This is a genomic window from Sphingomonas sp. 22176, assembly GCF_052045505.1.
Classification (GTDB): Bacteria; Pseudomonadota; Alphaproteobacteria; order Sphingomonadales; family Sphingomonadaceae; genus Sphingomonas.
Map to the genome: position 1 here is coordinate 1,063,109 of NZ_JBQEPL010000001.1, position 25,822 is coordinate 1,088,930.

Here is a 25,822-nt window from a genome sequence, read left to right on the forward strand (position 1 = left end):
AGCCGGGCATGAGCGATACCCCTCCCGATCGTCTGTCGGTCAACCCGAGCAGCCCCTATTTCACCCGCGAACTGCTGGAGCGCGGCGTCGGCATCAAGTTCAAGGGCGTCGAGCGCCGCGATGTCGAAGAATACTGCATCTCCGAAGGCTGGGTGCGCGTAGCCCTCGGCAAGAAGACCGATCGCAAGGGCAACCCGCTGACGATCAAGCTGGTCGGCCCGGTCGAGGCCTGGTTCCAGAGCGGCGGTGAAGCGGCTGCGGAAGAAGCGAAGAGCGAGGACGGCGCCGAAGGCTGAGGCCTGAATCGCGTTCCGTCTTGACGGGAAAGTCTACATAGATAGCTTGCAAGGATGTCCCGCAATAGGCGTCCTTCCAAGCAGATGCTCTCCCTTCTCGACGCTCTGGCAGTGGCGCCGCAGCAGTGGCGCCACGGCTATGAGCTGATGAAGGAAACCGGGCTCAAGTCCGGAACCCTGTACCCCCTGCTGATGCGGATGACCGAGCAGGGTCTGGTCGAAGCCGAATGGCGGGAGCCCGCGCAGCCGGGGCGGCCGGCGCGCCATGCCTATCGCTTGACCTCGGCAGGAATCGCCTTTGCGCGCGATGCGCTGGCCGGGCCGCAGCGTGGGGCTGCACCCCTCGGAGTGTCGCTGGCGTGACGGCGACGGCGGCCCGCGCGATGATGCGGCTCGCCGTGCACCTGTTGGGCGACGCCCGCCGGCCATGGGCGCAGGCGATGCTCGCGGAGTTCGACATCGCCGCAGCCGAGGGCCGCGGGCTGGACTTCGCGGCGGGATGCTTGGGCGTGGCGTGCCGCCTGCTGCCGATGCAGGCGGAAGGTCGCCGCGGCATCGCCACCCATCTGCTCGCGTTGGGCCTGATCCTGCCCATGGCGGCGTTGCTGTTCTGCCATGCGGGCGACCTCTCGCTTGCGGCAATCCACGTCATGATCGGGCCGGAAGCGGTTCCCAACCCCTATCTTCGCAGTGCCCAGCGTGCGGCGGTGCCCGGACTGTTGCTGCTGTGGCTGGTGCTGGGCGGTGCGCATCTCGGACTTGCTTGGGCGATGGTCGAGCGCAACGTCCGGACGATCGCAGCGATGGGCGCGGTGATGCTGGCGGCTACCGTCACCCTGGCGACCTACACCAGCATCTTGTCGATTCAGGACCTGCAATGGGTGTGGCAGGCCTGCGCCATCCTGGCGGAGCTGGGTGGCCTTTTCGCCTTCGTGCATTGGGCCCCCGCATCGGCACAGTTCGAGTAACGCAGGCTTGGAAGGTGCCCGCAAGGCACTTAACTGTTAACTCTACATATATAGGAATGATGGTGCCGCTTGTTCGCGCTTGCTATGCCCGGAGCGGAGGAGGCCTGCACATGCACAAGCTCTTGGCGTTCCCGACCCTTTTTCTTGCCTTGACCATCGGCATCCCTGCCGCGGCGCAATCGTCTGCCGCGCCGGCCTGTGCCGCCACAAGCGCACCGCCGCCGACGCCCGCGGCGGGGGCGGTGCTGAAGCTCGCGACGGACTGGTTCGAGGTCATGAACACGCGGGATGAAGCCGCCTTCCTGCAGTTCGTGAAGGAACGCGGCCCGGCGCTGCTATATACCCCGTCCGACTGGCTTGAGCTGCGCCAAAACCTTCGCGGCATGCAGGTCTGCGGTGTGGAGTCGGCAGATGCGAAGCAGGTCAATCTGTGGGTCCAGGATCCGAGTTTCGATGGCTACGCCGTCGCGCAGTTCGCACTTGGTGCTACGCCTGAGGAGAAACCCCGCCTCCTCTTCATCGCGGCGCGCGACGACGTGCCGCCCGGTGTCTCCCGCCCAGCCCGGCTCGCGCTCCCCGCGCTGATCGGCGCCGTGGCGGCCCGCGCCGAGGAGCGCCATGCGATGGACCGGTTCGACGGCGCGGTGCTGGTGGCGCAGGGCAGTCGCGTGCTTTTCGAGAAGGCCTATGGCCTGGCCGATCGCGAGAAGCACCAGCCGAACGCGCTCGACACCCAGTTCCGCTTCGGATCGATGGGCAAAATGTTCACCGCCGTCGCCATCCTGCAATTGGTGGAGGCGGGGAAGATCGCGCTCGATGCGCCGATCGGCCGCTATCTGCCCGGCTATCCGGATCGCGGCATCGCTACCAAGGTGACGGTCGCCAATCTGCTGACCCATACCGGCGGCACCGGCGACATCTTCGGGCCCGACTTCGATGCCAACAAAGCGTCGCTCCGCACGCTGCAGGACTATGTGGCGCTCTACGGCAAGCGACCCGCCGCATTCGCGCCCGGCGACCAGCAGGCGTACAGCAATTACGGCTTCATCCTGCTGGGCCGGATCGTCGAAACCGTCTCCGGGCAGGCGTACGACACTTATATTCAGCGGCATATCTTCGATCCCGTGGGCATGGCCTCCACGGGCAACCAGCCCGAAAGCGCGCTGCTGCCGCGCCGCGCGGTGAGCTATATGGGGATGGAGCCGCGGCTGCGGCGCGCGGATGCGACGCTGCCGCTGAGCGGCACGTCCGCGGGCGGCGGCTATGCAACGGTGGGCGACTTCCAGCGCTTCATCCTCGGGCTCACCGAGCATCGGCTGCTGCGCGCAGAGACGTTGCGGCAGCTGATCGAGGGCGGCGTGCGCATCAAGGACGGCAGCTTCGTGCCCTTCGACTTCGGCGGCACCATGCCCGGCAGCGGCCGCTATATCGGCCATGGCGGGGGTGCACCGGGCATGAGCGGTTCGCTGATCCACTTCCTGGACAGCGGCATCACCATCGCCGTGCTCGCCAACCGCGACCCCGGCGCGGCCGAGAGCGTCGCGCTGTTCGCGGCCCATCGCGTGCCGGTGGCGACAGGGGACGCCGTGCCCGCGCCGTGAGGCGACGGGCTGGTCGGCTGTCCGTCCCCTCGTGATGTGGGCAGTGCGCCTCAGATCGCGCTCTTTGCCATGCCGTAATGGTGCCAGGCAAAGATCGCCGCCGCGCCCCGGTGCGGGCGCCATGCCTCCGACCATTCGCGCGTCAGCTTCTCGCTCGGGCGCTCGGGGTGGCCGAGGATGCGGCCGATCTCGATCTGCACCGCCAGGTCGCCGGCCGGCCAGATGTCGGGCCGGCCTTCGGCGAACAGCAGGTAGATCTCCGCCGACCAGCGGCCGATCCCCTTGATGCGGGTGAGTGCTGCGATCGCTTCCTCGTCGTCCTGCGGCAGCGCGGCGAGATCGAGCGCGCCGCTGGTCACCTGCTCGGAGAGGCTGCGGGCATAGCCCATCTTCTGGCGCGACAGCCCGGCGCTGCGCAGCAGCTCGTCGCTGGCCGCGGCGAGCAGCACGGGGTCCTCGGCATCGCCCAGCACCGCGTCGAGCTTGTTCCACACCGCGGTGGCGGCGGCGACGCTCACCTGCTGGCCCACGATCGTGCGGAGCAGCGTGGCATAGCCGGGTTCGCGGATGCGCGGCGCGGGATAGCCGGCGCGTTCGAGGGCGGCAGCGAAAGCGGGTTCGAGCGCTGCCAATGCGTCGATCGACCTCTTCAGCTGGTCGGCGGTCAAGCCCATGGATTGCTTCCTTGAAACGGGCCCGGTTCACCGGCATGGACGCGGCGAACCAAGGAGATGCAGATGCCCCAGCTTACGGTCGTGACGCGTGACGGAACCGAACGCACGGTAACCGGCGAGGCCGGTCTCAGCGTGATGGAAGTGATTCGCGACAATGGCTTCGACGAACTGCTGGCGCTGTGCGGCGGTTGCTGCAGCTGCGCCACCTGCCATGTGCATGTCGACCCGGAATTTGCGGACAAACTGCCCAAGATGAGCATGGACGAGGACGACCTGCTCGACAGCACGAGCGACCGCGATGCGACCTCGCGGCTTTCGTGCCAGCTGCCGTTCACCGATGCGCTGGACGGCCTGCGCGTGCGGATCGCCGCCGAGGATTGAGGACGGGCGGGGGTGTGGCGGGTACTGCCACGCCCTCGGTCATCCCCGCGAGGGCGGGGATCCATTCGCCTGTGCGCTGGGGGCAGGAGCCGCGGCTTCAGCGCCAATGGATTCCCGCCTTCGCGGGAATGACGGAAGGGCGAGCGCGGGTCACCGCCCCTTGGCCTGGTCCGCAATCTGCCAGACGCGGACATACTCCACCTCCATCCGCGACGGGAAGGCGGCGGGGTCGATGCCGTGGGTGCCGCCCCAGCCGCCCACCGCGACGTTGAGCAGCAGATATTGCGGCTTGTCGAACGGCCAGGTGGCGGGGTCGCCCTTATGGTCGTTGTCGAAGCGCATATAGGCATGGTCGTCGACGCCGATCAGGATGCGGTCCTTCGTCCAGTCGAGCTGGTAGGTATGGAAGGCGGTGCAGGCGTCTGCCACCTGGGTGGTCGCGCCCTTCTGGGTATGCTGGGCGTGGTTATAGGCGCCGGTGTGGATGGTGCCGTGCACCGTCTGCGGATCCCAGCCGACCAGCTCCATCACGTCGATTTCGCCGAGCCGCGGCCAGCCGCCGCTGCTATCGGCGCCGAGCAGCCAGATCGCCGGCCATAGCCCATTGCCGCAGGCGAGCTTGGCGCGGACCTCGATGAAGCCATAGGTCCAACTGGCGAGACCGCGGGTGAGCAGGCGGGCGGAACTATAGTCCTGGCCGCCATAATCGGGCTGGCTCGAAAGCCGCTCGCGGCGCGCCCCGATGATCAGGCGGCCGTTCTCGACCCGCGCATTTTCGGGCCGGGTGGCGGCGTAATATTGCAGTTCCTGGTTGTACCAGCCTTCGCGGTTGCGGGCGGTATCATAGGTCCAGCGCTTCGGATCTGGCAGGGACCCCGAGTCGAACTCGTCCGCCCAGACGACTCGCGCGTCCTTGGGAACTGCGATCGATTCGCTGGTCGTGGCGGGGACGGGCGGTAAGGCGGCGGTCTGCGCGACCGCCGCTGCCGGCAGGAACCAGGCTGCGGCGGCGGCCGCGATCGCGAACCGCCGCGCGGGCATCACTTGGGCGAAAGCACCATCAGCATCTGACGGCCTTCCATGCGCGGATAGCTCTCCACCTTGGCCACTTCGGCGGCGTCCTGCTGGACGCGCTGAAGCAGTTGCATGCCGAGCTGGCCATGCGAAAGCTCACGACCGCGGAAGCGCAGGGTGATCTTCACCTTGTCGCCTTCGCCGATGAACTTCAGCACGTTGCGCATCTTCACGTCGTAATCATGGTCGTCGATGTTGGGACGCATCTTGATCTCTTTGATCTCCTGCGTCTTCTGGGTCTTGCGTGCGAGGTTCGCCTTCTTCTGCGCCTCGTACTTGAACTTGCCCACATCGAGGAACTTGGCGACGGGCGGATCGGCGTTGGGCGACACTTCGACGAGGTCGAGCCCGACCTCGGCAGCCTGCGCCATCGCCTCGCGCGTGTACATCACGCCAAGGTTTTCGCCGTCCTGGTCGATCACGCGAACCTTGGGCGACTGGATGAATTCGTTAAACCGCGGCCCGTTCAGCGGCATCGCGGGCGCCATCGGGCGCCGGGGCATGGGAGAACGTATAAGACTGGCTCCTGTAGTGGATCAGCGCCCTATATAGACAATAACCGCGCCCGAGAGAAGATCCCCCCGCTGCCATTTCGCAGCGAAAGTGCGCGGCAAGTGCAGCAATGGCGCGGGAAAAGCCCGCAAATCCCGTCATGTGGCTGTTCCGGCTTCTATAATGTCCCGGAGTCGGCGGACAATTCCGGGTGCCGGCGATGCGGGGAATATCATGCAGCGACTGTTTCGTTTGGCGGCGGGTTTCGCCGCGGTGACGTTTGCTGGCCAGGCCTTGGCGCAGACCGATCAAGGCACACAGCAGGGCAAGGCCAGCGTGGGCGTGACCGCCGGTTCGCTGGGCGTGGGGCCGGAAATCGGCTACCGCTTCAACCAGCATGTCGGCGTGCGCGCCAATGGCGGCTTCCTGAGCGTGGACCACAGCTTCACCTCGGGCGGCATCGACTATGACGGGCATGCCAAGCTCGCGTCGGCGGGCGTGATTGTCGACGTCTACCCGCTCGGCGGCGGTTTCCGCATCTCGGGCGGCGCGCGCTACAACGGCACCGACGGCCGCGTCCGCGCGGTGCCGAACGGCCCGACCAAGATCGGCAGCCTGGTGTTCACGCCCGAGCAGATCGGCACCATCACCGGCCGCGCCGACCTGCGCGAATTCGCCCCCCAGCTGACGCTCGGCTATGGCGGCAAGCTGCGCAAGGGCCTGGCCTTCACCGTGGAGGCCGGTGCGCTGTTCCAGGGCGCGGTGCGCATCCGCGACTTCACCTCCAACGGCACGCTGGCGACCGATCCGACGATCGCGGGCGCGACGTACCGCAATGAGCTCGCCAAGCAGCGCCAGAAGCTGCAGGATTCGGCGAACGACTATCAGGTCTACCCGATCCTGCAGGTCGGGCTGAAGTACCGGTTCTGAACGCGGCGGGCGGCACCATCGGGTGCCGCCCGCTGTCTGTCAAAACGCCTTATCGCAGGTCGGGCGCCAGCGCTTCGGCCTTGAGCCGCTCGATCGCCTCGTCCAGCGTCAGCATGGTCTGGCCCTGACTGCCGAGCACGCGGAGCGCGACGGTGCTCTCCTCGGCCTCGCGCTTGCCGACGACCAGCAGGTTGGGCACCTTGGCCAGCGAGTGTTCGCGCACCTTGTAGTTGATCTTCTCGTTGCGCAGGTCGCTCTCGACGCGGATGCCCGCCGCCTGGAGCTTCGCCACCACTTCGCGGGCATAGTCGTCCGCGTCGGACACGATGGTCGCGACCACCGCCTGCACCGGCGCGAGCCAGGTCGGCAGCTTGCCGGCGAAATGCTCGATCAGGATGCCGATGAACCGTTCGTACGAACCGAAGATCGCGCGGTGGAGCATCACCGGCCGGTGGCGCTCGCCATCCTCGCCGACATAGCTCGCATCGAGACGCTCGGGCAGCACCCGGTCCGACTGGATGGTGCCGACCTGCCAGGTACGGCCGATCGCATCGGTGAGGTGCCATTCCAGCTTCGGCGCGTAGAAGGCGCCTTCGCCGGGCAGTTCCTCCCAGCCATATTCGGGCGTGGCGAGGCCGGCGGCGACCACCGCGTCGCGCAGCTCGTTCTCAGCCATGTCCCACATTTCTTCGGTGCCGAAGCGCTTCTCAGGACGCAGCGCGAGCTTGATCGCATAGGTGAAGCCGAAATGCTTGTAGACCCGGTCGGCCAGCGCGCAGAACGCCTTCACCTCGTCGACGATCTGGTCCTCACGGCAGAAGATGTGGCCGTCGTCCTGGGTGAACTGGCGGACGCGCATCAGCCCGTGCAGCGCGCCGTGCGGCTCGTTGCGGTGGCAGCAGCCATTCTCGACCAGCCGCATCGGCAGGTCGCGATACGACTTGATGCCCTGCTTGAAGATCAGGATGTGCGCGGGGCAGTTCATCGGCTTGAGCGCCATCCACTGCGCGTCCTCGGACACCATGGGACCCTCGTCCTCGATGTTCGGGGTCTCGTCGGGGATGACGAACATGTTCTGGCGATACTTGCCCCAGTGGCCGGACTGCTCCCACTGGCGCGCATCCATCACCTGCGGAGTCTTCACTTCCTTGCTGCCCGCGCCGTTCACCGCGCGACGCATATAATCCTCGAGCACGCGGTAGATGACATAGCCGTTCGGGTGCCAGAACACCGAGCCATGCGCCTCCTGCTGGAGGTGGAACAGGTCCATCTCCGCGCCGAGCTTGCGGTGGTCGCGCTTGGCGGCCTCTTCCAGGCGCGTCAGATGCTCCTGGAGCTGCTTCTTGTTGAGCCAGCCGGTGCCGTAGATGCGGCTGAGCATCGCGTTCTTCTGGTCGCCACGCCAATAGGCGCCCGACACGCGGGTCAGCTTGAACGCATCCGCCGCGACCTTGCCGGTGGAGGCGAGGTGGGGGCCGCGGCACATGTCGAGCCAGGCGTCCTCGCCCTTGCCGGCGCGGTAGACGGTCAGCTCCTCGCCCTCGGGGAGTTCCTTGGCCCATTCGGCCTTGAAGGTCTCGCCCTGCGCGGTCCAGCGCGCGATCAGGTCGGCGCGCGACCAGACTTCGCGGATCAGCGGCTCGTCGCGCGCGATGATGCGGCGCATCTCCTCCTCGATCGCCGGCAGGTCCTCCTCGGTGAAGGGGCGATCCTTGGGAGCGAAGTCGTAATAGAAGCCGTCGTCGGTCGACGGGCCGAAGGTGATTTGCGTGCCCGGGAACAGGTGCTGCACCGCTTCGGCCAGGATATGCGCATAATCGTGGCGCGCGAGTTCGAGCGCGTCGGCCTCGTCCTTGGCGGTGACGAGCGCGAGCTGGGCATCGCCCTCGAACGGACGGCCGATGTCGCGCAGCTCGCCATCGACGCGCGCGGCGAGCGCCGCCTTGGCCAGACCCGGACCGATCGCCGCAGCGATGTCCGCCGGGGTAGTCCCCGGGGCTACCTCGCGGACGGAACCGTCGGGCAGCGTAATGCGGAACATCTCGGACACGGGAAGAACCCCTTTCATGGGTGTGGAATGGAGCGCGGCTTATGCCCGCGCGGGTGCGATATAGGCAAGGCTTTGGCGAAAGGGCAGGGGCGGCGGATTTCGGGGTGGTGTGGGGAGCTTCGCGGGCATAGCCTGCGGCCATGGACGCCAGCCACCACATCGTCGCCATCCTGCCCTGCCGCGACCTCGACGCGAGCACCGCTTTCTACCGCCGCCTGGGGCTGGAGGTGACCGGCGACTACGGCCACTACCGCATCCTCGCAGACGGCCGCGGCTGGCACCTGCACCTGCGGCAGGAGGCCAATGTGCCCCAGGCGCCGGACAATCCCTTCGGGCTGTACCTCTATGTCGAGGATGTCGACGCGGTCGCGGCGCGGGTGCGCGAGGCGATCATCCAGCCGGGCACGCCACACGCGATGCCGTGGGGGACGTACGAGTTCGCGGTGTCGGATCCCGATGGCGCGCTGGTGCGGGTGGGGCGGGTGTTGGAGGGGTAGCCGCCAGGCATCGGACCAAGTGGGACGCCCATGCGTTGACGGTTCGAGCGGAGGATGATCATGCGCGAACAGACCGGACTGCAGCTTGGCCTCAGGCGTTCCGCGGAAATGGCCGCGGCGTTCATGATCGGGGATGGCCTTCTGGGCGTGCTCCAGCCGACCCGGCATGTGGAGCTATGGCGATCCAACGTCGCTGCGGTCGACGGACTGGTGCGCCCCTTCGCTGGGCATCCGGGTCGCCGTCGCGCATATGGCGTGCTGCAGATCGGTGCGGGCCTGGTGCTTGCTTCGATGCTGCGGCGGAAGGGCAGCAAGCCAACCAGTCGCTGAGGCCTTCGCGCTATTTTAACAGCGCGGCCAACGCGGCAAGCGCACATGCGAGAAGCGCAACCACACTGGGATAGAAGGTAAGTGCGAAGCCGAAGGCGCGGCCGCTGGCGCCGCGTTTATAGCCTGTCCAGAACAACAGCCGTCCGACGGCAAACAGGCAGGCCAGCGCGGCGATCAGCGGCGTTGAGCCTGCAAAGGTCGCAGCGACGATCAGATGCGTGACGATCGCCAGCGCGGCCTGTTCGAAGCTGTTCTCCAGAATGGCGTTGGCAATCCTGACCTGGTCGGAGGCCTGTTGCCCACCGCTGCCGCCAATGTCTTTTGCGGAGGAGAAGCGCAGCCGGGCCACATTCGCGATTCCCGCAGCGACCCACAGGATGACGAGCAGGTCGAGGCGCAGCGCGTCCTGGAGGCGCTGCGGAAACGGCGGTGGGCTGCCGCCATGTGCGGCGAACGCCACCAGCCCGAGCACGACGATGGTGAGGAGCAGCGCGCTGGCCATGCCGATCGCCACGCAGCGCTGCACTGCCTTGAATGCTCGTTCGTCGGCCATGCGTGCGCATCCTTTCCGCGGTGGTGTAAGGTCTCCGCAGTCGTAAACGCGTCGAAAGCTTCCTCTACGCGAACTGCCCGCCACGCTGCGAGCAACCCCGCAGACACCTTGCCGCTGTAGACGAGGTCAAGCAGCATGCCGTTGGTGCGGGCGAGCAGTTCCACCGCTTCGCGCGTCCGACCATCGGCATGCCAGAGGTCCGGCGCCGATGTGCATGCCGTGCCCTTGCCGTCACCCCTAGGGCGCCCCGCCCGCCAAACAAGCCCGCGATTGGATCGATTTCCGCAACAGTGCTTCCCGCTTTTGGCCTCTAATCCGGCCCCCGTTCCGGTTCCACATGGCGCCTCGAAGCGAGACTGTTTCGGTGCCGGAGACGGCATCCGGTGCTCGCTCCGAATGTTGTTCAGAGGAGCGTATCCATGCAGAAATTCGTCCATGGCCTTGCCGCAATCGCAGCCCTGTCGGTCGCGGGTGCCGCCCATGCGCAGTCGTCGTCGACGCCGTTCGACGGTCCCTCGGTCGGCGTGCAGGGCGGCTGGGAGCAGACCAACGTCCGCAATCCCACCACCGATCTCGGCATCGCGCCGATCAAGCGCCACCACGATACCGGCGTCGTCGGCGGCTTTGTCGGCTATGACAAGCAGGTCGTGCCGGGCGTCGTCCTCGGCGCGCAGGCGGAGGTGAATCTGCCGATCGACAGTTCGTTCAGCAGGAACGGGGTGCAGATCGATCCCAAGCGCTCGATCGATCTGAGCGCACGCGCCGGTTATCTCGTTACCCCCGCGACGTTGCTCTATGTGCGCGGCGGCTATGCCAATGAGCGCGTCGGCACCCGGATTGCGGCGAATGGCGTGACGCTGTCCGGATCGGAGAGCCGCGACGGCTGGCTGGTCGGCGGCGGCGTCGAGCGGATGATCACCGACAAGGTCTCGGCACGGCTCGAATATCGCTACACCGATCTGAGCAACGGCGACGGCAAGTTCGATCGGCACCAGGTGCTGGCGGGCATCGCCTATCGCTTCTGAGGTCCGGCGGTCGGGCGGCTGGATTCCCCCCCCCACTCCAGCTCACCCGACTGCCCCCCGCGCGCGCCCATCGCGCTGCGGCGTGCCCTGCCGGGCACGACACGCCCAGCGCCCGGGCGCCGGCAGGGGGCGATATCCAGGGTTACGTGCCGTGCGATCGATAGTATTCGGCGTCCATGCATCTCGATGATCTCGCGGCCTTCGCGCAGGTGGTGCGCCATGGCGGCTTCACGGCCGCCGCCGGCGCGATCGGATCGCAAAAGGCCAAGCTCAGCCGCCAGGTGGCGCGGCTGGAGAACGACCTGCAGATGCGCCTGCTTGAACGCTCGACGCGAAGCTTGCGCCTGACCGAGGCGGGCCGCGAGATCTTCGAACATTGCGACGTGATCGCCGACCGGGTCGAGGCCACCCGCCTGATCGCCCAGCGTACCCGCACCGAGATCGTAGGGCTGCTGCGCGTGTGCTGCCCGCCGGGTTTTGCGCGGGCGCTGGAGCAGGATCTGCTGCCCGGCTTTCTCGCGCGCCATCCGGGCGTGCGGCTGGAACTGCACGTCACCAGCGAAGACGTCGACATGGTGCGCGATTCGTTCGACGTGATGCGGCGCGGTGCCAGCGACCTGCCCGCCAGCGGCAGCCTGGTGGTCCGTCAGTTCTCGCGCCTGCACCGGGTGCTGGCGGCGACGCCGACGGTGGCCGAAGCCCATGCCGGCAAGACGCCGCTGGACCTGCCGACCCTGCCCACGCTCACCTTCGGCCCGCCGGGGCGTGAAACACACTGGGGCCTGTTTCAGCCCGATGGCAGGCGCCACGAACTCGCACTGCTTCCCCGGCTGGCGAGCGACGATGGCACGGTGATCGTGGAGGCGGCGCGGGCCGGCCTCGGCATCGCGCTGATTCCGCTGGTGATCTGTCGCGAGGCGCTCGCCGGGGGCGAACTGGTGCAGCTCTGGCCCGACTGGCGGATTGAGGAGTTCGGCATCGCGCTCTGCTACCCGTCCAAGAAGAGCATGACGCCGATGCTGCGGGCGTTCATCGACCATGTCGTGCCGGGCGTCGACCGGCAGCTCGCCGAACTGATGCTCGATACCGGCGGGTGAGCGCCGCGGCTCAGGCGACGCCGAACGGCACGACATGGTTGGTCGAGATATGCCCGATCGCGCAGCGGCCGAGATAGGGGACGTCCATCTCCTTGCACCAGCGCAGGATCATCTCGTCCACCGTCTCGCCGAAAGGCGGATCGTTCTCGGCGATCGCGGTCACTGCGCCGAGGCGGATGCCGGCGATGCCCTTCAATTGCTCGGCATGCGCCATGTTGAACAGCATCCGGTCGATCCGGTAGAGCGGCTCGTCCACTTCCTCGATCATCAGCACATGGTCGGTAAGGTCGGGCAGGTACTTGCTGCCGATCAGCGACGTCAGGATCGCTAGGTTGAACGCGGCGGCGGGGCGGCCGTCGGCCAGCGCGGGATCGAGCCCCCGGCGGTCGCGGTCGATCAGCCAGCCGAGTGCCCAGCCGGTATCCACGCCGGCATCGTTCTTGCCGATGCTGCTCGCCATCGAGGCATGGACCGGATGGCCGATGCCGCGGGCGTAGAGCGCGCCGAGCAGGAAGCCCATGTCGGAAAAGCCCATGTATGTCTTGCGCCGCGCGGCGTCGCCTAGGTGCGGCATCACCGCGTCGAGGATGCGGTTCGATCCATAGCCGCCGCGGGCGAACCACATGGCGTCGATCGTCGGATCGTTGGCGACTTCGAGGAACGCCGCCGCGCGCTCGGTGTCGGAGCCGGCGAAATGGCCGGCCGACAGGTAGCATTGCGGGTGGAACACCACCTCGTGCTCCGGGTAGGTGAGCGCCATGAACGCCGCCATGCGGGCAGACGATTCCCGGGTGACTGGTCGCGCCGGCGCGACGACTCCGATCCGCATATGCTTGTATGGTCTCCTCGAATTGCCGATAGCGTGCCCATGCAGCATGGCAAAGCAACCTTCTTCGTAGGAATCGGCGGTTCGGGGATGATGCCGCTGGCGATGATCCTCGCCGGCCAGGGTGCCCGGGTCTCGGGTTCGGACCGCAGCCTCGACGGCGGCCGGCTGGCGGCCAAGTTCGACTGGCTGCGCTCACGCGGCGTCGGGCTGTTCCCGCAGGACGGCAGCGGCGTGCAGTCGGCCGAGCAGGTGGTGGTCGCCTCCGCCGCGATCGAGCCGACCGTGCCGGACATGGTGCGTGCGGCCGAGCTCGGCTGCGCGCGGATGTCGCGGGCCGAGCTGCTGGCGAGCCTGTTCAACGCCTCGCCGCTGCCGATCGGCGTGGCGGGGACCAGCGGCAAGTCGACCGTGACGGGCATGATCGGCTGGATCCTCCACGCCTGCGGGCGCGATCCCACGGTGATGAACGGCGCGGTGATGAAGAATTTCGCGGGGCCGGATGCGCCGTTCGCGAGTGCCTTGGTGGGGGCGGGGGACGCGTTCGTCAGCGAGGTCGACGAGAGCGACGGCTCGATCGCCAACTACTGGCCGCGGATCGCGGTGCTCAACAATGTCAGTCTCGACCACAAGTCGCTGGAGGAATTGCGGCTGCTGTTCGGTGCATTCGCGGGCAAGGCGGCGACCACGGTGGTCAATGTCGGCGATGCCGAGAGCGCGGCGCTGGCGGCGGGGCTCGATCGCGCGCGGACGCTGACCTTCGCTGTGGAGGGCGATGCGGACCTGATGGCGCGGAACCTCGCGCCCGAGGCGTTCGCGATCGGCTTCGACCTGGAAATGGGCGAGACGGTGCGCCGCGTGCGGCTGCAGGTGCCGGGGCGGCACAATGTCGCCAACGCGCTAGCGGCGATCGGCGCGGCGACGGCGGCGGGGATCTCGCTGGAGGAGGCGAGCGCGGCGGTGGAGGGCTTCACCGGCTTGCGGCGGCGGTTCGAGCTGGTCGGCGAGGCGGGCGGCGTGTCGGTGATCGACGATTTCGGGCACAACCCGGACAAGATCGCCGCGACGCTCGATACCCTCCACGCCTTTCCGGGGCGGTTGCTGCTGCTGTTCCAGCCGCACGGCTATGGCCCGCTCAAGGTGATGCGGCGCGAGCTGGTCGCGATGTTCGCCACCAAGCTGGAGAAGGAAGACCTGCTGGTGCTGCCGGACCCGGTCTATCAGGGCGGCACCGTCACGCGCGAGGTGACCAGCGCGGACATCGTCACCGATGTCGCGGCGACCGGCGCGCAGGCGCTGCACATCCCCGGCCGCGAGGCGGCGGCGGCGCATCTGGTCGCGCGGGCGCAGCCGGGCGACCGCATCGTGGTGATGGGCGCGCGCGACGATACGCTCAGCCAGCTCGCCGAAGAGATGGTGGCGCGGCTGCGCGGCTGACGCGCTGCTCTGACAACCAAACGCATAGGCTCTATCGCCCCCCTCCCGCTTGCGGGAGGGGACGGGGGAGGGCGTGTGATGGAAGCGAGTCCTTCGCTGGGAGAAGTGCTGCGGCGTAGTCACGCCCCGCACCGACCGCGCCCGCTCGCCCTAAGCACCCTCCCCTAACCCTCCCGCAGGCGGGAGGGGAGTTTGCACCGCCCGCTCCGCTGTCAACCACGCTTGACATGTAAAGCGTGGTTGACGTAAAGCTTACTTGTCTAATCCGCAAGGAGGCTTTACATGCACTCGAAGACGCCCGCCGCCCGGCGCTATTTGAAGCGCTTCGTGCCGACGATGCTTGCCTATGTCGTGCTGGTGATGGCGACGAGCCTTATCGTCGCGAAACTCCATCCTACCGGCGCTGCCCTGGTCGCGCTCTCGATCCTGCCGGCGCTGCCGATCCTCGGCATTCTGGTCGTGATCGGCCTCTATGTTCGCGAGGAGAGCGACGAGTATGTCCGCCAGCGGCTGGTCGTCGCGATGCTGTTCGGCATCGGTGTCGTGCTGGCAGCGGCGACGGTGCTCGGCTTCCTCCAGATCTACCATGCGATCGGCCAGATCGACGTGTTCTGGGCCTTTCCGGTCTGGTGCGCGAGCTGGGGCCTCGCCCAGTGCGCGATGGCGTGGCGCGACCGGGCGGGAGCCGACGCATGAACAACCGCCTCCGCGTGCTCCGCGCCGAGCGGGCGTGGAGCCAGCAGCATCTCGCTGAGCTGCTCGAAGTCTCGCGCCAGAGCGTCAACGCTATCGAGACCGGGCGCTACGATCCGTCGCTGCCGCTCGCCTTCAAGATCGCCGACCTGTTCGGCCTTGCCATCGAAGAGATCTTCCTCAACCCCGCCAAGGAGACGGACCAATGAACCGCTTCGTTCGCTGCCTGTGCCGCCGGGACAACCGGCTTCCCTGGTTCGCCATCCTGATCGCGCTGCTGGCGGCCAATGGCTTCTTCAAGCAAGCACATGCCGCCCCGGCGGTCCTGGCTGCTGCCACCGTCGATCCGGTGCTGCAGATGGACCATATCTCGGTCCGGTTGCTGGGGCGCGGCAGCCCGGTGGTGCTGATCCCCGGCCTGTCGAGCCCGCGCGCCACCTGGGACGGGGTGGTGCCCGAGCTGATCAAGAATCACCGCGTGTATCTGGTCCAGGTCAACGGTTTCGGCGGTGACGACCCGCGCGGCAACCTGCAGCCGGGCATCCTCGACGGCATCGTGGCCGATCTCCACACGTTGATTACCGGGCAGAAGCTGGGGGCGGTGCCGGTCGTCGGCCACTCGATGGGTGGGCTGGTCTCGCTGATGCTGGCGCGGGCGCACCCCGAAGACGTGAAGAAGGCGCTGATCGTCGACGCGCTGCCGTTTATCAGCACCATCTTCGCCCCCGCCGCCACGGCGGCGTCGATCAAGCCCCAGGCCGAGATGATGCGTGCCCAGATGGCGGGCCTGTACGGCAAGCCCTATCCGGCGCAGCTCGCCGAGATGGTCGCGCGGCAGAATGCGTTGAAGCCCGCCGCGCGGGAGAAGGTCGCGGCCTGGTCGGCGAAGGCGGACATGCGAGTGAGCGGCCAGGCGATCTACGAGGACATGATCACCGATCTGCGCCCCGAGCTGCCGAAGATCGCCGCACCGATCACCGTGCTGGTTCCATGGACCGAGGCGATGGGCGGCGAGGCGCGCGTGCTCGGCATCTACCGCGCCGAATATGCCGGCGCGCCGAACGTGACCATCCGCGGCGTGGGCGACAGCGGGCACTTCATCATGCTCGACCAGCCCGACGGGTTCGAGCGGGCGCTGATGACGTTTCTCGGCTGAGTCACGTGAGGGGGCGACATGCCCCCTCGTTCAGCGCTGCTCGTTCTGGCAGCGCTCGGGATGCTTGCGGCATTCCTTTTCGTGCTTGCGCATCTTCCGGCCGCGGTTGCGGTCGGCCTCGTCCTGGCTGGTGGTGGTCCAGTCGACCGCCTTGGCGCCGGCCTTGACCGGCAGGGTCACGACATTTGCGGCGGTCTTGACCACGCATCCCCCCGCCAGCAGCGGCAGCACGAGCAGAACGGGGAGGATACGCATCGGGAAAGCCTTACTTGTCGTTGGTCTTCAGGAAGCTATCCCGAGCCGGCGCGCCGATGGAAGGGAAATCGGTGAAGAAGCCGTCGATCCCGGCCTTGAGAAAGGCGGTGATCTCCGCTTCCAGCCGGCCATGCGCGGCCGGATCGGTGCCGACCTGATAGGCGGGCATCAGGAAGAAATTCTCGGCGCGGAAGGTCCAGGGGTGGAGCTTCAGGCCCGCGGCATGGGCGTCGGCGACCAGCGTGGAGGGTGTGCCGTCGCGGGCGATGATCTGGGTCAGCTCGGGGCCGATGCCGGCGGCGTAGGTCGCGATGGCCTTCAGTCCCTCGGGTGTCGCCATTTCCTTGTAGCTGGCGAAAGCGTGATCGGCCGGGCCTTCGCTGCCGGCCATCAGCTGGATCAGCGGCACCTTGGTCATGGTGTGGAGCTGCTTGAGGTTGTTCACTTCGAACGACTGGATGAACACCGGCGCATCGGCGCGGTCCCAGCCTGCCGCCTTGAGCTTGGCGACAAGGCGCGCCTCCAGCGGGAGGCCGATCGAGGCGAAATAGCTCGGGTGCTTGGTCTCGGGATAGATGCCGATCACCCGGTGGAGCCGCGCCGATTCCTTCTTGGCGAGCGCGATGATCTCGTCGAGCGTCGGGATCGTCGCCTGGCCGTCATAGGCGGTGTTGCCGGAACGGAGCTTGGGGAGGCGCTCCTTCGCACGCAGCGTCTTGAGTTCGGCGAGGGTGAAGTCCTCGGTGAACCAGCCGGTGATCGTCTGGCCGTCGATCGTCTTGGTGGTCTTGCGGGCCGCGAATTCGGGGTGCGCCGCGACATCGGTGGTGTCGGTGATGGCGTTCTCGTGCCGGGCGACCAGCTCGCCGTCCTTGGTGGGGACGAGATCGGGCTCGATGAAGTCGGCGCCGGTGTCGATCGCGCGCTGGTAGGAGAGCAGCGTGTGTTCGGGCCGCTCGCCGCTGGCGCCGCGATGGCCGATCACGACGATGCGGGGCATGGGCTTCTGCATGGGATGATCTTGTCCGAAAGCGAGGGCGGGCGCCAGCAGCGCCGCGGCCAATAACATCCATCTCGTCACGAAACTCTCCTTCCGCTAGGCGGTTAGGCAGCGGATGTGACGGGAGCGAGACAAGTGGCCGACAACGACAGCGTGCTGGCAGCCGCAGAGACCTGGCGCGGCGCCCGCATGGCGCTGGCGACGGTGGTCACCACCTGGGGCTCGGCGCCGCGCCCGCGCGGCAGCCATTTGCTGGTCCACGAGGACGGCCGGTTCGAAGGCTCGGTCTCGGGCGGTTGCGTCGAGACCGACATCCTGCAGACCGCCGCCGAGGTGATCGCCGGCGCGCCCGCGGTGGTGAAGGACTATGGCGTCGCCGATGCGGCGGCGTGGGAAGTGGGGCTGCCCTGCGGCGGGCAGATCGCGGTGCTGGTCCAGCCGGTTGCGGCCAACGGATTTCCGCCCGAACTGTTCGACTCGATCCGCGCAGCCCGCGCCGAGGGCCGCCCGATCGAAGTCGGCACCGATCTCGCCACCGGGCAGAGCGCGATCGGGGTCGCGGGCTTCGTCAACCGCTATGATCCGCCGCGGCGGCTGCTGATCGTCGGCGCGGTGCAGATCGCGCAGGCGCTGGCGGGCCTTGCGCGCGAGCTGGGCATCGCAACCACCGTGATCGATCCCCGCGGGCGCTTTCTTACCGAGGAGCGCTTCCCCGGCGTGACGCTCGACGATCGCTGGCCCGACGAGGCGGTGACCGCGCTCAAACCCGATCCGGCGACCGCGGTGGTGACGCTGAGCCACGATCCCAAGATCGACGATGCCGCGCTGGCGGCGGCGCTCGCCCATCCGACCGGCTATGTCGCGGCGCTGGGGTCGCGGCGCAGCCATGCGGCGCGGCTGGAACGACTTGGCGCCACGGGCGTCTCAGCGCAGGATCTCGCGCGAATCGAAGGGCCGGCGGGGCTTTCGATCGGGGCGATCGGTCCGTCCGAGATTGCCCTTTCCATCGCCGCCGCCATGGTGAAAACCTTCCATGCTGACACCTGAAAAGACCGCCCTCGTCCTGCTCGCCGCGGGCAAGTCCGAACGGTTCGCCGACGGCGACAAGCTGACCGAGGAATATCTCGGTCATCCGCTGGCGTTCCACGTCGTGACCGCGCTGGAGAACATCCCGTTCCTTGCCCGGATCGCGGTGGTTTCCGACACGACGCTCGATTTCGGCCCGCGCGGCTTCCAGGTGGTGGAGAACCCCGATCCTTCGCTGGGGCAGGCGCGCTCGGTGCGTTACGGGGTGCAGGCGGCGGAGCAGGCGGGCGCGGAGGCGGTGCTGATCGCGCTGGCGGACATGCCGCGTGTCACCGTCACGCATTGCTACCGGCTGTTCGAAGCTTCGGACAACGGCGCGACGCTGGTCGCCTCCAGCGACGGCGTCCAGCCGATGCCGCCGGCGCTGATCGGCCGCGACCATTTCGCCGAACTGTGCAGCCTGGAGGGCGATGCCGGCGCGCGGACGCTGATCCTGCGCGGCCATCATGTCATCACCCGGCCCGAGGAACTGGTCGACATCGACACCCGCGAGGACCTGGAGGCCCTGCGCGAGCGCGAGGCGGCCGCGGCTATTCGTGCCGCAAGGCGTCGATCGGATTGAGCGCCGCGGCGCGCCGCGCCGGGAAGAAGCCGAAGACGATGCCGATCAGCGCCGAGATCGCGAAGCTGAGCAGGTTGATCGACAGGTCGAAGGTGAAGGGCAGGTCGGCCAGCTTGGCCAGCCCCCAGGAGGCGAAGAAGGCGAGGCCGACGCCGATCAGCCCGCCCAGGCACGACAGCGCCACCGCCTCGACCAGGAACTGCAGCAGCACTTCCTTGCCGAGCGCGCCGATCGCGAGGCGGATGCCGATCTCGCGGGTGCGTTCGGTGACCGACACCAGCATGATGTTCATGATGCCGATCCCGCCGACCAGCAGGCTCACCGCGGCGATGGCGGCGACGAACAGCGTCATCTGCGACATCTGGTTCTGGATGGTCGAAGCGAATTCGGCGCTGTCGAAGATGTCGAAATTGTCGGGCTGGTCCGGGGTGAGGTGGCGGCGCTCGCGCAGCAGGCCGACGATCGACTTTTTCACCCCGGCGGTATCGTAGCCCGGCGCCACCGCGATCTGGATCGCCAGCACATTCTGGTTGCCGACGAAGCGGCGCTGTACCGTCTTGAGCGGCAGCACCACGGTGGAGTTGGGATCGGTGAAGCCGGCATTGTCGCGCTTCTTGAGCACGCCGACCACTTCGCAGCTGACCGTGCCGAGGCGGAAGCGCTCGCCGACCGGATCGTCATTGGCGAACAGATTGGCGCGGATCGTGTCGCCGATCACGCAGACCGACTTGCCCGCGGACAGTTCGGCATCGGTGAAGCGACGGCCGCCGGCGAATTCGAGGTTCTGCGCGTCGAAATAATCGTTGCTGGTGCCGGTGACCGACGCGTTCCAGTTCTGCGCGTTGCGTACCGCCAGCGCCGAGGACGCGGCCTGCGGGGCGACCGCGCTGACGCCGCTCACCTGCTGGCGGATCGCCTGGATGGCGCCATTGTCGAACTGCGGCGGATAACTGCCGCCGCGCTGGCCGCCGCCGGGGAACACGGTCAGCGTGTTGTTGCCGAGCGAGCTGATCGACGCCTGCACCGAGGCGGAGACGCCGTTGCCCAGCGTCACCATGGTGATCACCGCCGCCACGCCGATGATGATGCCGAGCGTCGTCAGGAACGAGCGCAGGATATGCCGACGGATTTCGCGCAGCGAGAGCAGCAGGGTGGTGAACAGCATCGCCTCAGGCCCCCATGCCGGCGGGGACTTCGGTCCGCTCGACCAGCCCGTCCTTGAAGTGCACGATCGTCCGCGCGAAGCTCGCCATCTCGAGCTCGTGGGTCACCATCAGCACGGTGATGCCCAGCTCGACGTTGAGCCGCTGGAGCAGCTTCATGATCTCGACCGAGCGCTCGCTGTCGAGATTGCCCGTCGGCTCGTCGGCGAGCAGCACGTCGGGCTGGGTCACGATCGCGCGCGCGATGGCGACGCGCTGCTGCTGGCCGCCGGAGAGCTCGGCGGGGGTGTGATCGGCCCAGCGATCGAGCCCGACCTGCTCCAGCGCCGACATCGCCGCCTCGCGCCGCGCCTTGCGGTGCTCGCCGCGATAGAGCAGCGGCAGCTCGACATTCTCCAGCGCGGTGGTGCGGGCGAGCAGGTTGAACCCCTGGAAGACGAAGCCGAGATAGCGGCGCCGCAAATAGGCACGCTGGTCGCGGTCGAGCTGCTCGACATGCACGCCGCGGAACTTGTAGTTGCCGCCGGTCGGCACATCGAGGCAGCCGAGGATGTTCATCGTCGTCGACTTGCCCGATCCCGACGCCCCCATCACCGCCAGGAACGCGCCGGCATCGATCGTGAGATCGACGCCCTTGAGCGCCTGAAACGCGGTCGGCCCATCGCCGAACGTCTTGGTGATGCCCTGAAGCTGGATCAGCGGCTCGGCCATGTCAGTTCTGGTCGCCCTTGGCGGGCTTGGCGGCGGCGTTTGCCTGAATGCCCACGATCACCTTCATGCCGGGCTTGAGCTTGGCGCTGGTGACGGCGGTGCGGCTGCCGTCGCTGGAGCCGGTGACGACTTCCACCTTCTCCGGTTTGCCGTCCTGCCCGACGACATAGATCGTCTGCTTGCTGCCGCGGCCGATCGCCTTCTGCTCGGCCTGGCGGGGCGGGCCGAACTGGATTCCGCCGCCCGATTTGGCGCCGCCGTCGTCCGGCGTGAAACGCAGCGCGCCATTGGGGATCAGCAGCGCATTGTCCAGCTTCTCCACCCCGATCGTCGCGGTCGCGGTCATGCCGGGGCGCAGCGTCAGGTCCGGATTCGCGACCGAGAGGATCGCAGCATAGGAGACCACCTGGTTGGCTGTGGTGGTGGTGGTCGAGGCACTGGTCGTCGCCGTCGAGGCGGTAAGGTTCGAGCCGAGGTCGACGCGGGTGATCTGCGCCGGGAAGGTCCGGCCGGGGAAGGCATCCACGGTGAAGCTCGCCGGCAGCCCGACCTTGACCGAGCCGACATCGGCCTCGTCGATCGCCACCTCCAGCTTCATATGGGTCAGATCTTGCGCGATCACGAACATGTTCGGGGTGCTGAACTGCGCCGCGACCGTCTGGCCGGCATCGACCTGGCGGGCGAGCACCACGCCGTTCACCGGCGAGCGGATGATCGACTTGAACCGCTGGGTCTGGTTCGACGACAGCGATGCCTCGGCGGAGACGACATTGGCCTGGGCCGAGCGGAGGTTGGCGCGGGCGCGGGCGACGGCGGCGCGGGCAGTGTCGAGTTCGGTCTTGGCGGGCACCTTGCCGCCCGAAAGCCGGCTGACCTCCTCCATGCGGCGGAGCTGCGCGGTCGATTCGTCCAGCGTCGCCTGGGTCTGGGCGACCGCGGCCTGGTTGGCCGAGAGCGTCGCGCGGCTCTGGGTGATCGTGTCGTCGAGGCGCGAGGGATCGATGATCGCGATCGGCTGGCCTTCGGTGACGCGGTCGTTGACGTCGACCAGCACCTTGAGGACGAGGCCCGAGATTTCGGAGCCCACCGTCACCTGGCGGATCGGCGCGAGCCGCCCCGTGGCGGAGACGGTCACCGACAGCGCGCCCTTCTCGGCCGGCACGGTGATGTAGTTGGGCGGGGGCTTGGGCGCGAAGCAGCGCGAGACGAGCAGCCCCAGCACCACCACGACCAGCGCGATGAGGATCCAGCGCAGGTTGCGCCGCCACCAGGGGCGCCGCTTGGTGCCCAGAAAGGCGTTGAGGTCCTGCGGTTCACTGGCCATCGGTGGCGCTGCCTGTTCTTGGAGGGAGGGGCGGGATCGGCGCGGCTTCGTCCCAGCCGCCGCCCAAGGCGACATAGAGCTGGATCAGCGCGGTCGCCTGTTCGGATTCGGCCTGCGACAGGCCGTTCTTGGCCGAAAGCAGCGCGCTTTCGGACTGGTTGAGCGTGGTGAAGTCGGTCAGCCCCGAGCGATACTGGAAGCGGGCGAGCAGCGCCTGGTTGGTCGAGGCTTCCAGCGCGGTGCGGAACGCCGCCTCGCGCTCGCGTGCGGCCTGGAGGGCGACGATCGCATTCTCGATCTCCTCCATCGCCTGGAGCACGCTGGCCTTGTAGCTGTAGAAGGCGCCGTCCGCGCCGGCGCGGGCCGAACGCACTTGGCTGCGCAGCCGGCCGGCATCGAAGATGGTCTGCGCGACATTGGCGAAGGCGCGGCCGGTGATGATGTCGAGCAGCGACCGCACCGAGCCGCTGCCCGCGCTGACGCTGCCGCCGAGCGACAGGCTCGGGTAGAGCTGGGCGCGCGAGACGCCGATCTGCTCGGTTGCGGAAACCAGGTTGCGCTCCGCCGCGCGCACGTCGGGCCGCTGGCGCAGCGCATCGGCGGGGAAGCCCGCGGCGACGCTGGCGGGGCCGCGGGGGATCGGCTTGGGCGCAGCCATTGCCTCGCGCAGCGCACCGGGTGTTTGGCCGGTCAGCACGCCGAGCCGCGCGACGTTGGCGGCATAGCTGCTTTCGAGTTGCGGGATCGAGGCGGCGGTCTGCGATCGCTGGGCACGCGCCTGCTCGGCATCGAGCGAGGAGACGAGGCCCGCCTGCACCCGCCACTGCGCGATGCTGAGATTTTCGTCCTGGATGGCGAGGCTCTCGCGGGCGTTGGCGAGCTGCGCCTGCGAAAGCCGCGCCTGCACATAGTTGCGCGCCGTTTCGGATTCGACCGAAAGCAGCACGGCCGCCTGGTTGAACCCGGCCGCTTCCAGGCTCGCACGCGCGCCGCGCACGCCGCTGCGCACGCCGCCGAACAGGTCGACCTGATAGCTCGCGTCCAAGCCCAGCGAGAAGTTGCTGCTGCCGCCCTGCGAGAAGGACGCGATGGTGCCGTCGGGCAATTGCGTGGTGACGCTGCCGCCCCGCAGCGGCTCGTTGCGCGAATAACCGGCGGAGCCGGTGACCCCGGGGAACAGCGCGGACCGCGACTGGATCAGCGACTCGCGTGCCTGACGCAGCCGAACGATTGCCTGGGCGATGTCCAGATTGGCGGTCTGCGCCTGCCCGATCAGCTGGCCGAGCATCGGATCGTCGAACCTGTCCCACCAGCGAGACAGATCCTCACGCGCTTTTTGGGCGGGATCGACCGAGAAATGGTCGGGCACCGTGACGTTCGCGGCGGTCTGTTGCGGGTGGCCGGAACCGGTGGAGCAGGCTGCAAGCGGCAGCGCCGCACAGAGCAACAGAGCAAGCGCAGGTCGTGCCATAGCGTCTTATATGGCTGATACGCTTTCGCGGTTCCACCAAAAAAACATGTGCCTCCGAAACGATCTTGCGTGGACGGGTACCTTGCCTAGCCAGCCCTTGCGCTCCTAGATGCCCGCCGACCAGGAGGGGTCTTGATGAGCGAGAATCTGTATCCGGTGCCGGAAAGCTGGGCGAAGACCGCCCGCGTCGATGCCGCAGCGTATGAACGTCTCCACGCCCAGTCGCTGTCCGATCCGGACGGGTTCTGGCTTGAGCAAGCCAAGCGTCTCGACTGGATCGTGCCGCCGGCCACCGCCGGCGACTGGTCCTTCGACGAGGCCGATTTCCGCATCCGCTGGTTCGCCGACGGCAAGCTCAACGTCGCCGCCAACTGCCTCGACCGCCATCTGGCGACGCGCGGCGACCAGACCGCGATCCTGTGGGAACCCGACGATCCCAAGGAAGAGGCGCGCCGGATCAGCTATCGCGAGCTCCACGAACAGGTCTGCCGCTTCGCCAATGTGTTGAAGGCGGAAGGCGTGCGGAAGGGCGACCGCGTCACCGTCTACATGCCGATGATCCCCGAGGCGGCGGTGGCGCTGCTCGCCTGCGCGCGGATCGGCGCGATCCATTCGGTGGTGTTCGGCGGCTTTTCGCCCGAGGCACTGGCGGGCCGCATCGTCGACTGCGACAGCCGCATCGTCATCACCGCCGACGAGGGCCGGCGCGGCGGCAAGCGCGTGCCGCTCAAGGCCAATGTCGATGCCGCGCAACGCCACGCGCCGGTGCTCGAGAAGGTCATCGTCGTCCAGGCGACCGGCGGCGAGGTGGCGATGCAGCCCGGCCGCGACCTCTGGTATCATGAGGCCGCCGCCAAGGTGTCCGCCGACTGCCCGGCCGAGCCGATGGACGCCGAGGACCCGCTGTTCATCCTCTACACCTCCGGCTCGACCGGCAAGCCCAAGGGCGTGCTCCATTCGAGCGGCGGCTATCTGCTCTGGGCGGCGTACAGCCATGAGGTGGTGTTCGATTACCGGCCGGGCCAGGTCTATTGGTGCGCGGCCGATATCGGCTGGGTCACCGGGCACAGCTATATCGTCTACGGCCCGCTGGCGAACGGCGGCGCCACGCTGATGTTCGAGGGCGTACCGACCTGGCCCGATGCCGGCCGGATGTGGCAGATCGTCGACCGCCACCAGGTCGAGATCCTCTACACCGCCCCCACCGCGCTCCGCGCGCTGATGAAGGAAGGCGACAGCTACGTCACGTCGACCAGCCGCAAGTCGCTCAAGCTGCTCGGCTCGGTCGGCGAGCCGATTAACCCGGAGGCGTGGCGCTGGTATCATGACGTGGTGGGCGAGGGGCGCTGCCCGATCGTCGACACCTGGTGGCAGACCGAGACGGGCGGCCACATGATCACTCCGCTGCCGGGCGCCACCGCGCTCAAGCCGGGTTCGGCCTCCATGCCCTTCTTCGGGATCGAGCCGCAATTGGTCGACGGCGACGGCGCGCTGCTCGAAGGCGCGACCGAGGGCAACCTTGTCATCGCGCGCAGCTGGCCGGGGCAGATGCGCACCGTCTGGGGCGATCACGAGCGCTTCTTCCAGACCTATTTCACCACCTATCGCGGCAAGTATTTCACCGGTGACGGCTGCCGCCGCGATGCCGACGGATATTACTGGATCACCGGCCGGGTCGACGACGTGATCAACGTCTCGGGCCACCGCATGGGCACCGCCGAAGTGGAAAGCGCGCTGGTGCTCCACGACAAGGTGGCCGAAGCAGCGGTCGTCGGCATGCCGCACGACATCAAGGGGCAGGGCATCTACGCCTATGTGACGCTCAACGCCGGCGAGGAATCGAGCGAGGCACTGCGCAAGGAACTGCGCGACTGGGTGCGCGGCGAGATCGGCCCGATCGCCACGCCCGATGCGATCCAGTTCGCGCCGGGCCTGCCCAAGACCCGCTCGGGCAAGATCATGCGCCGCATCCTGCGCAAGATCGCCGAGGGCGATGTGAGCAGCCTCGGCGACACCTCGACGCTGGCCGATCCCGCAGTGGTCGACGATCTGGTCGCCAACCGGGTGGGGTGATCCCGTCCCTCCTCCCGCACCTGCCGGGAGGAGGGATGTCCCCATGGACAGTATCGGTTGTAACAAAATACCATTGCGGCGCCCGGCACCCGCCGTT

29 protein-coding genes are annotated in these 25,822 nt (G+C 67.8%); 17 read left to right on the top strand and 12 right to left on the bottom strand.

The annotated features are described in order from the left end of the window. Positions 1–8: 8 nt before the first annotated feature. From ACTJKY_RS04970 to ACTJKY_RS04985, 4 genes are all read left to right on the top strand, one after another. Positions 9–296 (top strand): DUF3297 family protein, encoded by a 288-nt coding sequence (locus ACTJKY_RS04970; protein ID WP_440844584.1) that lies wholly within the window; start codon positions 9–11, stop codon positions 294–296. Positions 297–380: 84 nt separating this feature from the next. Further along, entirely contained in the window at positions 381–659 is a 279-nt protein-coding gene (locus tag ACTJKY_RS04975) for a PadR family transcriptional regulator (protein ID WP_440844585.1), read from the top strand. Then, a complete protein-coding gene (locus ACTJKY_RS04980; protein WP_440844586.1) occupies positions 656–1,264 on the top strand; it encodes a hypothetical protein in 609 nt (202 codons plus the stop codon). The genes ACTJKY_RS04975 and ACTJKY_RS04980 overlap by 4 nt, the downstream gene beginning before the upstream one ends. A 110-nt stretch (positions 1,265–1,374) precedes the next feature. Further along, positions 1,375–2,865, top strand: a complete 1,491-nt coding sequence (locus tag ACTJKY_RS04985; RefSeq protein ID WP_440844588.1) for a serine hydrolase domain-containing protein — start codon at positions 1,375–1,377, stop codon at positions 2,863–2,865. A gap of 50 nt (positions 2,866–2,915) precedes the next feature. Here ACTJKY_RS04985 and ACTJKY_RS04990 read toward each other — a convergent pair whose 3' ends face one another. After that, positions 2,916–3,539, bottom strand: coding sequence for a DNA-3-methyladenine glycosylase family protein (locus ACTJKY_RS04990; protein WP_440844589.1), 624 nt, complete (start codon positions 3,537–3,539; stop codon positions 2,916–2,918). A 63-nt stretch (positions 3,540–3,602) separates the two neighbouring features. Here ACTJKY_RS04990 and ACTJKY_RS04995 point away from each other — a divergent pair, with 63 nt between their 5' ends. Further along, positions 3,603–3,920 carry a 2Fe-2S iron-sulfur cluster-binding protein gene (locus ACTJKY_RS04995; protein ID WP_064311720.1) on the top strand — a complete coding sequence of 106 codons (318 nt, stop codon included), beginning with the start codon at positions 3,603–3,605 and terminating at the stop codon, positions 3,918–3,920. 150 nt (positions 3,921–4,070) lie between these two features. Here ACTJKY_RS04995 and ACTJKY_RS05000 read toward each other — a convergent pair whose 3' ends face one another. Together ACTJKY_RS05000 and infC are read right to left on the bottom strand one after the other, a co-directional pair. Further along, complete coding sequence (locus ACTJKY_RS05000; protein WP_440844591.1) at positions 4,071–4,961, bottom strand: glycoside hydrolase family 16 protein; 891 nt, start codon at positions 4,959–4,961, stop codon at positions 4,071–4,073. Continuing rightward, complete coding sequence (gene infC, locus ACTJKY_RS05005) at positions 4,961–5,497, bottom strand: translation initiation factor IF-3 (protein WP_029623153.1); 537 nt, start codon at positions 5,495–5,497, stop codon at positions 4,961–4,963. The genes ACTJKY_RS05000 and infC overlap by 1 nt, the downstream gene beginning before the upstream one ends. A 223-nt stretch (positions 5,498–5,720) precedes the next feature. On the opposite strand from infC, the gene ACTJKY_RS05010 reads away from it, so the two are divergent. After that, positions 5,721–6,416 (top strand): hypothetical protein, encoded by a 696-nt coding sequence (locus ACTJKY_RS05010; RefSeq protein ID WP_440844592.1) that lies wholly within the window; start codon positions 5,721–5,723, stop codon positions 6,414–6,416. A 49-nt stretch (positions 6,417–6,465) separates the two neighbouring features. On the opposite strand, the gene thrS is transcribed toward ACTJKY_RS05010, so the two are convergent. Further along, positions 6,466–8,457 (bottom strand): threonine--tRNA ligase, encoded by a 1,992-nt coding sequence (thrS, locus tag ACTJKY_RS05015; RefSeq protein WP_440845227.1) that lies wholly within the window; start codon positions 8,455–8,457, stop codon positions 6,466–6,468. Between the two features lie 149 nt (positions 8,458–8,606). Between thrS and ACTJKY_RS05020 the strand changes: the two genes are divergently transcribed. After that, on the top strand, positions 8,607–8,963 hold the full coding sequence (locus ACTJKY_RS05020; RefSeq protein WP_440844593.1) for a VOC family protein: 357 nt from the start codon (positions 8,607–8,609) through the stop codon (positions 8,961–8,963). A gap of 60 nt (positions 8,964–9,023) precedes the next feature. Next, positions 9,024–9,293, top strand: a complete 270-nt coding sequence (locus ACTJKY_RS05025) for a hypothetical protein (protein WP_440844594.1) — start codon at positions 9,024–9,026, stop codon at positions 9,291–9,293. Positions 9,294–9,303: 10 nt separating this feature from the next. On the opposite strand, the gene ACTJKY_RS05030 is transcribed toward ACTJKY_RS05025, so the two are convergent. Continuing rightward, positions 9,304–9,846 carry an MAPEG family protein gene (locus ACTJKY_RS05030; RefSeq protein ID WP_440844595.1) on the bottom strand — a complete coding sequence of 181 codons (543 nt, stop codon included), beginning with the start codon at positions 9,844–9,846 and terminating at the stop codon, positions 9,304–9,306. Between the two features lie 419 nt (positions 9,847–10,265). Between ACTJKY_RS05030 and ACTJKY_RS05035 the strand changes: the two genes are divergently transcribed. Together ACTJKY_RS05035 and ACTJKY_RS05040 are read left to right on the top strand one after the other, a co-directional pair. After that, positions 10,266–10,871: an outer membrane protein gene (locus tag ACTJKY_RS05035; protein WP_440844596.1), complete on the top strand. Its 606-nt coding sequence runs from the start codon at positions 10,266–10,268 to the stop codon at positions 10,869–10,871. Between the two features lie 176 nt (positions 10,872–11,047). Next, positions 11,048–11,968, top strand: a complete 921-nt coding sequence (locus ACTJKY_RS05040; RefSeq protein WP_440844597.1) for a LysR family transcriptional regulator — start codon at positions 11,048–11,050, stop codon at positions 11,966–11,968. A gap of 10 nt (positions 11,969–11,978) precedes the next feature. On the opposite strand, the gene ACTJKY_RS05045 is transcribed toward ACTJKY_RS05040, so the two are convergent. Then, positions 11,979–12,797 (bottom strand): LD-carboxypeptidase, encoded by an 819-nt coding sequence (locus ACTJKY_RS05045; RefSeq protein ID WP_440844598.1) that lies wholly within the window; start codon positions 12,795–12,797, stop codon positions 11,979–11,981. A gap of 39 nt (positions 12,798–12,836) precedes the next feature. Between ACTJKY_RS05045 and ACTJKY_RS05050 the strand changes: the two genes are divergently transcribed. From ACTJKY_RS05050 to ACTJKY_RS05065, 4 genes are all read left to right on the top strand, one after another. Continuing rightward, entirely contained in the window at positions 12,837–14,231 is a 1,395-nt protein-coding gene (locus tag ACTJKY_RS05050; protein ID WP_440844600.1) for a glutamate ligase domain-containing protein, read from the top strand. Between the two features lie 282 nt (positions 14,232–14,513). Then, positions 14,514–14,927 carry a hypothetical protein gene (locus tag ACTJKY_RS05055; protein WP_440844601.1) on the top strand — a complete coding sequence of 138 codons (414 nt, stop codon included), beginning with the start codon at positions 14,514–14,516 and terminating at the stop codon, positions 14,925–14,927. Further along, positions 14,924–15,133 carry a helix-turn-helix transcriptional regulator gene (locus ACTJKY_RS05060; RefSeq protein ID WP_440844603.1) on the top strand — a complete coding sequence of 70 codons (210 nt, stop codon included), beginning with the start codon at positions 14,924–14,926 and terminating at the stop codon, positions 15,131–15,133. Before ACTJKY_RS05055 ends, ACTJKY_RS05060 begins: the two co-directional genes overlap by 4 nt. Then, positions 15,130–16,080, top strand: coding sequence for an alpha/beta fold hydrolase (locus ACTJKY_RS05065; protein WP_440844604.1), 951 nt, complete (start codon positions 15,130–15,132; stop codon positions 16,078–16,080). The genes ACTJKY_RS05060 and ACTJKY_RS05065 overlap by 4 nt, the downstream gene beginning before the upstream one ends. Before the next feature lie 30 nt (positions 16,081–16,110). Here the strand turns inward: ACTJKY_RS05065 and ACTJKY_RS05070 are convergent, their stop codons facing one another. Both ACTJKY_RS05070 and ACTJKY_RS05075 read right to left on the bottom strand, forming a co-directional pair. Then, positions 16,111–16,335, bottom strand: a complete 225-nt coding sequence (locus tag ACTJKY_RS05070) for a hypothetical protein (protein ID WP_121073637.1) — start codon at positions 16,333–16,335, stop codon at positions 16,111–16,113. Between the two features lie 10 nt (positions 16,336–16,345). Continuing rightward, positions 16,346–17,347, bottom strand: coding sequence for a glycerophosphodiester phosphodiesterase (locus tag ACTJKY_RS05075; protein WP_440844605.1), 1,002 nt, complete (start codon positions 17,345–17,347; stop codon positions 16,346–16,348). A gap of 123 nt (positions 17,348–17,470) precedes the next feature. Between ACTJKY_RS05075 and ACTJKY_RS05080 the strand changes: the two genes are divergently transcribed. Then, entirely contained in the window at positions 17,471–18,382 is a 912-nt protein-coding gene (locus ACTJKY_RS05080; protein ID WP_440844607.1) for an XdhC family protein, read from the top strand. Beyond that, positions 18,369–18,983: a nucleotidyltransferase family protein gene (locus tag ACTJKY_RS05085; RefSeq protein ID WP_440844609.1), complete on the top strand. Its 615-nt coding sequence runs from the start codon at positions 18,369–18,371 to the stop codon at positions 18,981–18,983. The genes ACTJKY_RS05080 and ACTJKY_RS05085 overlap by 14 nt, the downstream gene beginning before the upstream one ends. Here the strand turns inward: ACTJKY_RS05085 and ACTJKY_RS05090 are convergent. The 4 genes from ACTJKY_RS05090 to ACTJKY_RS05105 are packed head-to-tail and all read right to left on the bottom strand — an operon-like array spanning position 18,952 to position 23,652. Further along, positions 18,952–20,148: an ABC transporter permease gene (locus tag ACTJKY_RS05090; protein ID WP_440844611.1), complete on the bottom strand. Its 1,197-nt coding sequence runs from the start codon at positions 20,146–20,148 to the stop codon at positions 18,952–18,954. The two genes, ACTJKY_RS05085 and ACTJKY_RS05090, sit on opposite strands and share 32 nt — an antisense overlap. 4 nt (positions 20,149–20,152) lie before the next feature. Beyond that, the gene (locus tag ACTJKY_RS05095) at positions 20,153–20,857 is read right to left on the bottom strand and encodes an ABC transporter ATP-binding protein (protein WP_440844612.1); all 705 of its coding nucleotides are present in this window, start codon (positions 20,855–20,857) and stop codon (positions 20,153–20,155) included. 1 nt (position 20,858) lies between these two features. After that, complete coding sequence (locus ACTJKY_RS05100) at positions 20,859–22,181, bottom strand: efflux RND transporter periplasmic adaptor subunit (RefSeq protein ID WP_440844613.1); 1,323 nt, start codon at positions 22,179–22,181, stop codon at positions 20,859–20,861. Further along, positions 22,171–23,652 (bottom strand): efflux transporter outer membrane subunit, encoded by a 1,482-nt coding sequence (locus ACTJKY_RS05105; protein WP_440844614.1) that lies wholly within the window; start codon positions 23,650–23,652, stop codon positions 22,171–22,173. Before ACTJKY_RS05105 ends, ACTJKY_RS05100 begins: the two co-directional genes overlap by 11 nt. Before the next feature lie 135 nt (positions 23,653–23,787). Between ACTJKY_RS05105 and acs the strand changes: the two genes are divergently transcribed. Then, complete coding sequence (gene acs / locus ACTJKY_RS05110; RefSeq protein WP_440844616.1) at positions 23,788–25,725, top strand: acetate--CoA ligase; 1,938 nt, start codon at positions 23,788–23,790, stop codon at positions 25,723–25,725. The last annotated feature ends 97 nt before the right edge of the window (positions 25,726–25,822 follow it).

What these genes read in the sequence shown, in the direction of transcription:
- ACTJKY_RS05030 (WP_440844595.1), bottom strand. Translation starts at nt 9,846, where the DNA reads ATGGCCGACGAACGAGCATTCAAGGCAGTGCAGCGCTGCGTGGCGATC.
- ACTJKY_RS05060 (WP_440844603.1), top strand. Translation starts at nt 14,924, where the DNA reads ATGAACAACCGCCTCCGCGTGCTCCGCGCCGAGCGGGCGTGGAGCCAG.
- ACTJKY_RS05035 (WP_440844596.1), top strand. Translation starts at nt 10,266, where the DNA reads ATGCAGAAATTCGTCCATGGCCTTGCCGCAATCGCAGCCCTGTCGGTC.
- ACTJKY_RS05050 (WP_440844600.1), top strand. Translation starts at nt 12,837, where the DNA reads ATGCAGCATGGCAAAGCAACCTTCTTCGTAGGAATCGGCGGTTCGGGG.
- ACTJKY_RS04985 (WP_440844588.1), top strand. Translation starts at nt 1,375, where the DNA reads ATGCACAAGCTCTTGGCGTTCCCGACCCTTTTTCTTGCCTTGACCATC.
- infC (WP_029623153.1), bottom strand. Translation starts at nt 5,497, where the DNA reads ATGCCCCGGCGCCCGATGGCGCCCGCGATGCCGCTGAACGGGCCGCGG.
- ACTJKY_RS05065 (WP_440844604.1), top strand. Translation starts at nt 15,130, where the DNA reads ATGAACCGCTTCGTTCGCTGCCTGTGCCGCCGGGACAACCGGCTTCCC.
- ACTJKY_RS04970 (WP_440844584.1), top strand. Translation starts at nt 9, where the DNA reads ATGAGCGATACCCCTCCCGATCGTCTGTCGGTCAACCCGAGCAGCCCC.
- ACTJKY_RS05000 (WP_440844591.1), bottom strand. Translation starts at nt 4,961, where the DNA reads ATGCCCGCGCGGCGGTTCGCGATCGCGGCCGCCGCCGCAGCCTGGTTC.
- ACTJKY_RS05025 (WP_440844594.1), top strand. Translation starts at nt 9,024, where the DNA reads ATGCGCGAACAGACCGGACTGCAGCTTGGCCTCAGGCGTTCCGCGGAA.
- ACTJKY_RS05045 (WP_440844598.1), bottom strand. Translation starts at nt 12,797, where the DNA reads ATGCGGATCGGAGTCGTCGCGCCGGCGCGACCAGTCACCCGGGAATCG.
- ACTJKY_RS05040 (WP_440844597.1), top strand. Translation starts at nt 11,048, where the DNA reads ATGCATCTCGATGATCTCGCGGCCTTCGCGCAGGTGGTGCGCCATGGC.
- ACTJKY_RS04995 (WP_064311720.1), top strand. Translation starts at nt 3,603, where the DNA reads ATGCCCCAGCTTACGGTCGTGACGCGTGACGGAACCGAACGCACGGTA.
- ACTJKY_RS05085 (WP_440844609.1), top strand. Translation starts at nt 18,369, where the DNA reads ATGCTGACACCTGAAAAGACCGCCCTCGTCCTGCTCGCCGCGGGCAAG.
- ACTJKY_RS05010 (WP_440844592.1), top strand. Translation starts at nt 5,721, where the DNA reads ATGCAGCGACTGTTTCGTTTGGCGGCGGGTTTCGCCGCGGTGACGTTT.
- ACTJKY_RS05105 (WP_440844614.1), bottom strand. Translation starts at nt 23,652, where the DNA reads ATGGCACGACCTGCGCTTGCTCTGTTGCTCTGTGCGGCGCTGCCGCTT.
- thrS (WP_440845227.1), bottom strand. Translation starts at nt 8,457, where the DNA reads ATGTTCCGCATTACGCTGCCCGACGGTTCCGTCCGCGAGGTAGCCCCG.
- ACTJKY_RS05070 (WP_121073637.1), bottom strand. Translation starts at nt 16,335, where the DNA reads ATGCGTATCCTCCCCGTTCTGCTCGTGCTGCCGCTGCTGGCGGGGGGA.
- ACTJKY_RS05095 (WP_440844612.1), bottom strand. Translation starts at nt 20,857, where the DNA reads ATGGCCGAGCCGCTGATCCAGCTTCAGGGCATCACCAAGACGTTCGGC.
- acs (WP_440844616.1), top strand. Translation starts at nt 23,788, where the DNA reads ATGAGCGAGAATCTGTATCCGGTGCCGGAAAGCTGGGCGAAGACCGCC.
- ACTJKY_RS05020 (WP_440844593.1), top strand. Translation starts at nt 8,607, where the DNA reads ATGGACGCCAGCCACCACATCGTCGCCATCCTGCCCTGCCGCGACCTC.
- ACTJKY_RS04975 (WP_440844585.1), top strand. Translation starts at nt 381, where the DNA reads ATGCTCTCCCTTCTCGACGCTCTGGCAGTGGCGCCGCAGCAGTGGCGC.
- ACTJKY_RS05100 (WP_440844613.1), bottom strand. Translation starts at nt 22,181, where the DNA reads ATGGCCAGTGAACCGCAGGACCTCAACGCCTTTCTGGGCACCAAGCGG.
- ACTJKY_RS05075 (WP_440844605.1), bottom strand. Translation starts at nt 17,347, where the DNA reads ATGCAGAAGCCCATGCCCCGCATCGTCGTGATCGGCCATCGCGGCGCC.
- ACTJKY_RS04990 (WP_440844589.1), bottom strand. Translation starts at nt 3,539, where the DNA reads ATGGGCTTGACCGCCGACCAGCTGAAGAGGTCGATCGACGCATTGGCA.
- ACTJKY_RS05055 (WP_440844601.1), top strand. Translation starts at nt 14,514, where the DNA reads ATGCACTCGAAGACGCCCGCCGCCCGGCGCTATTTGAAGCGCTTCGTG.
- ACTJKY_RS05090 (WP_440844611.1), bottom strand. Translation starts at nt 20,148, where the DNA reads ATGCTGTTCACCACCCTGCTGCTCTCGCTGCGCGAAATCCGTCGGCAT.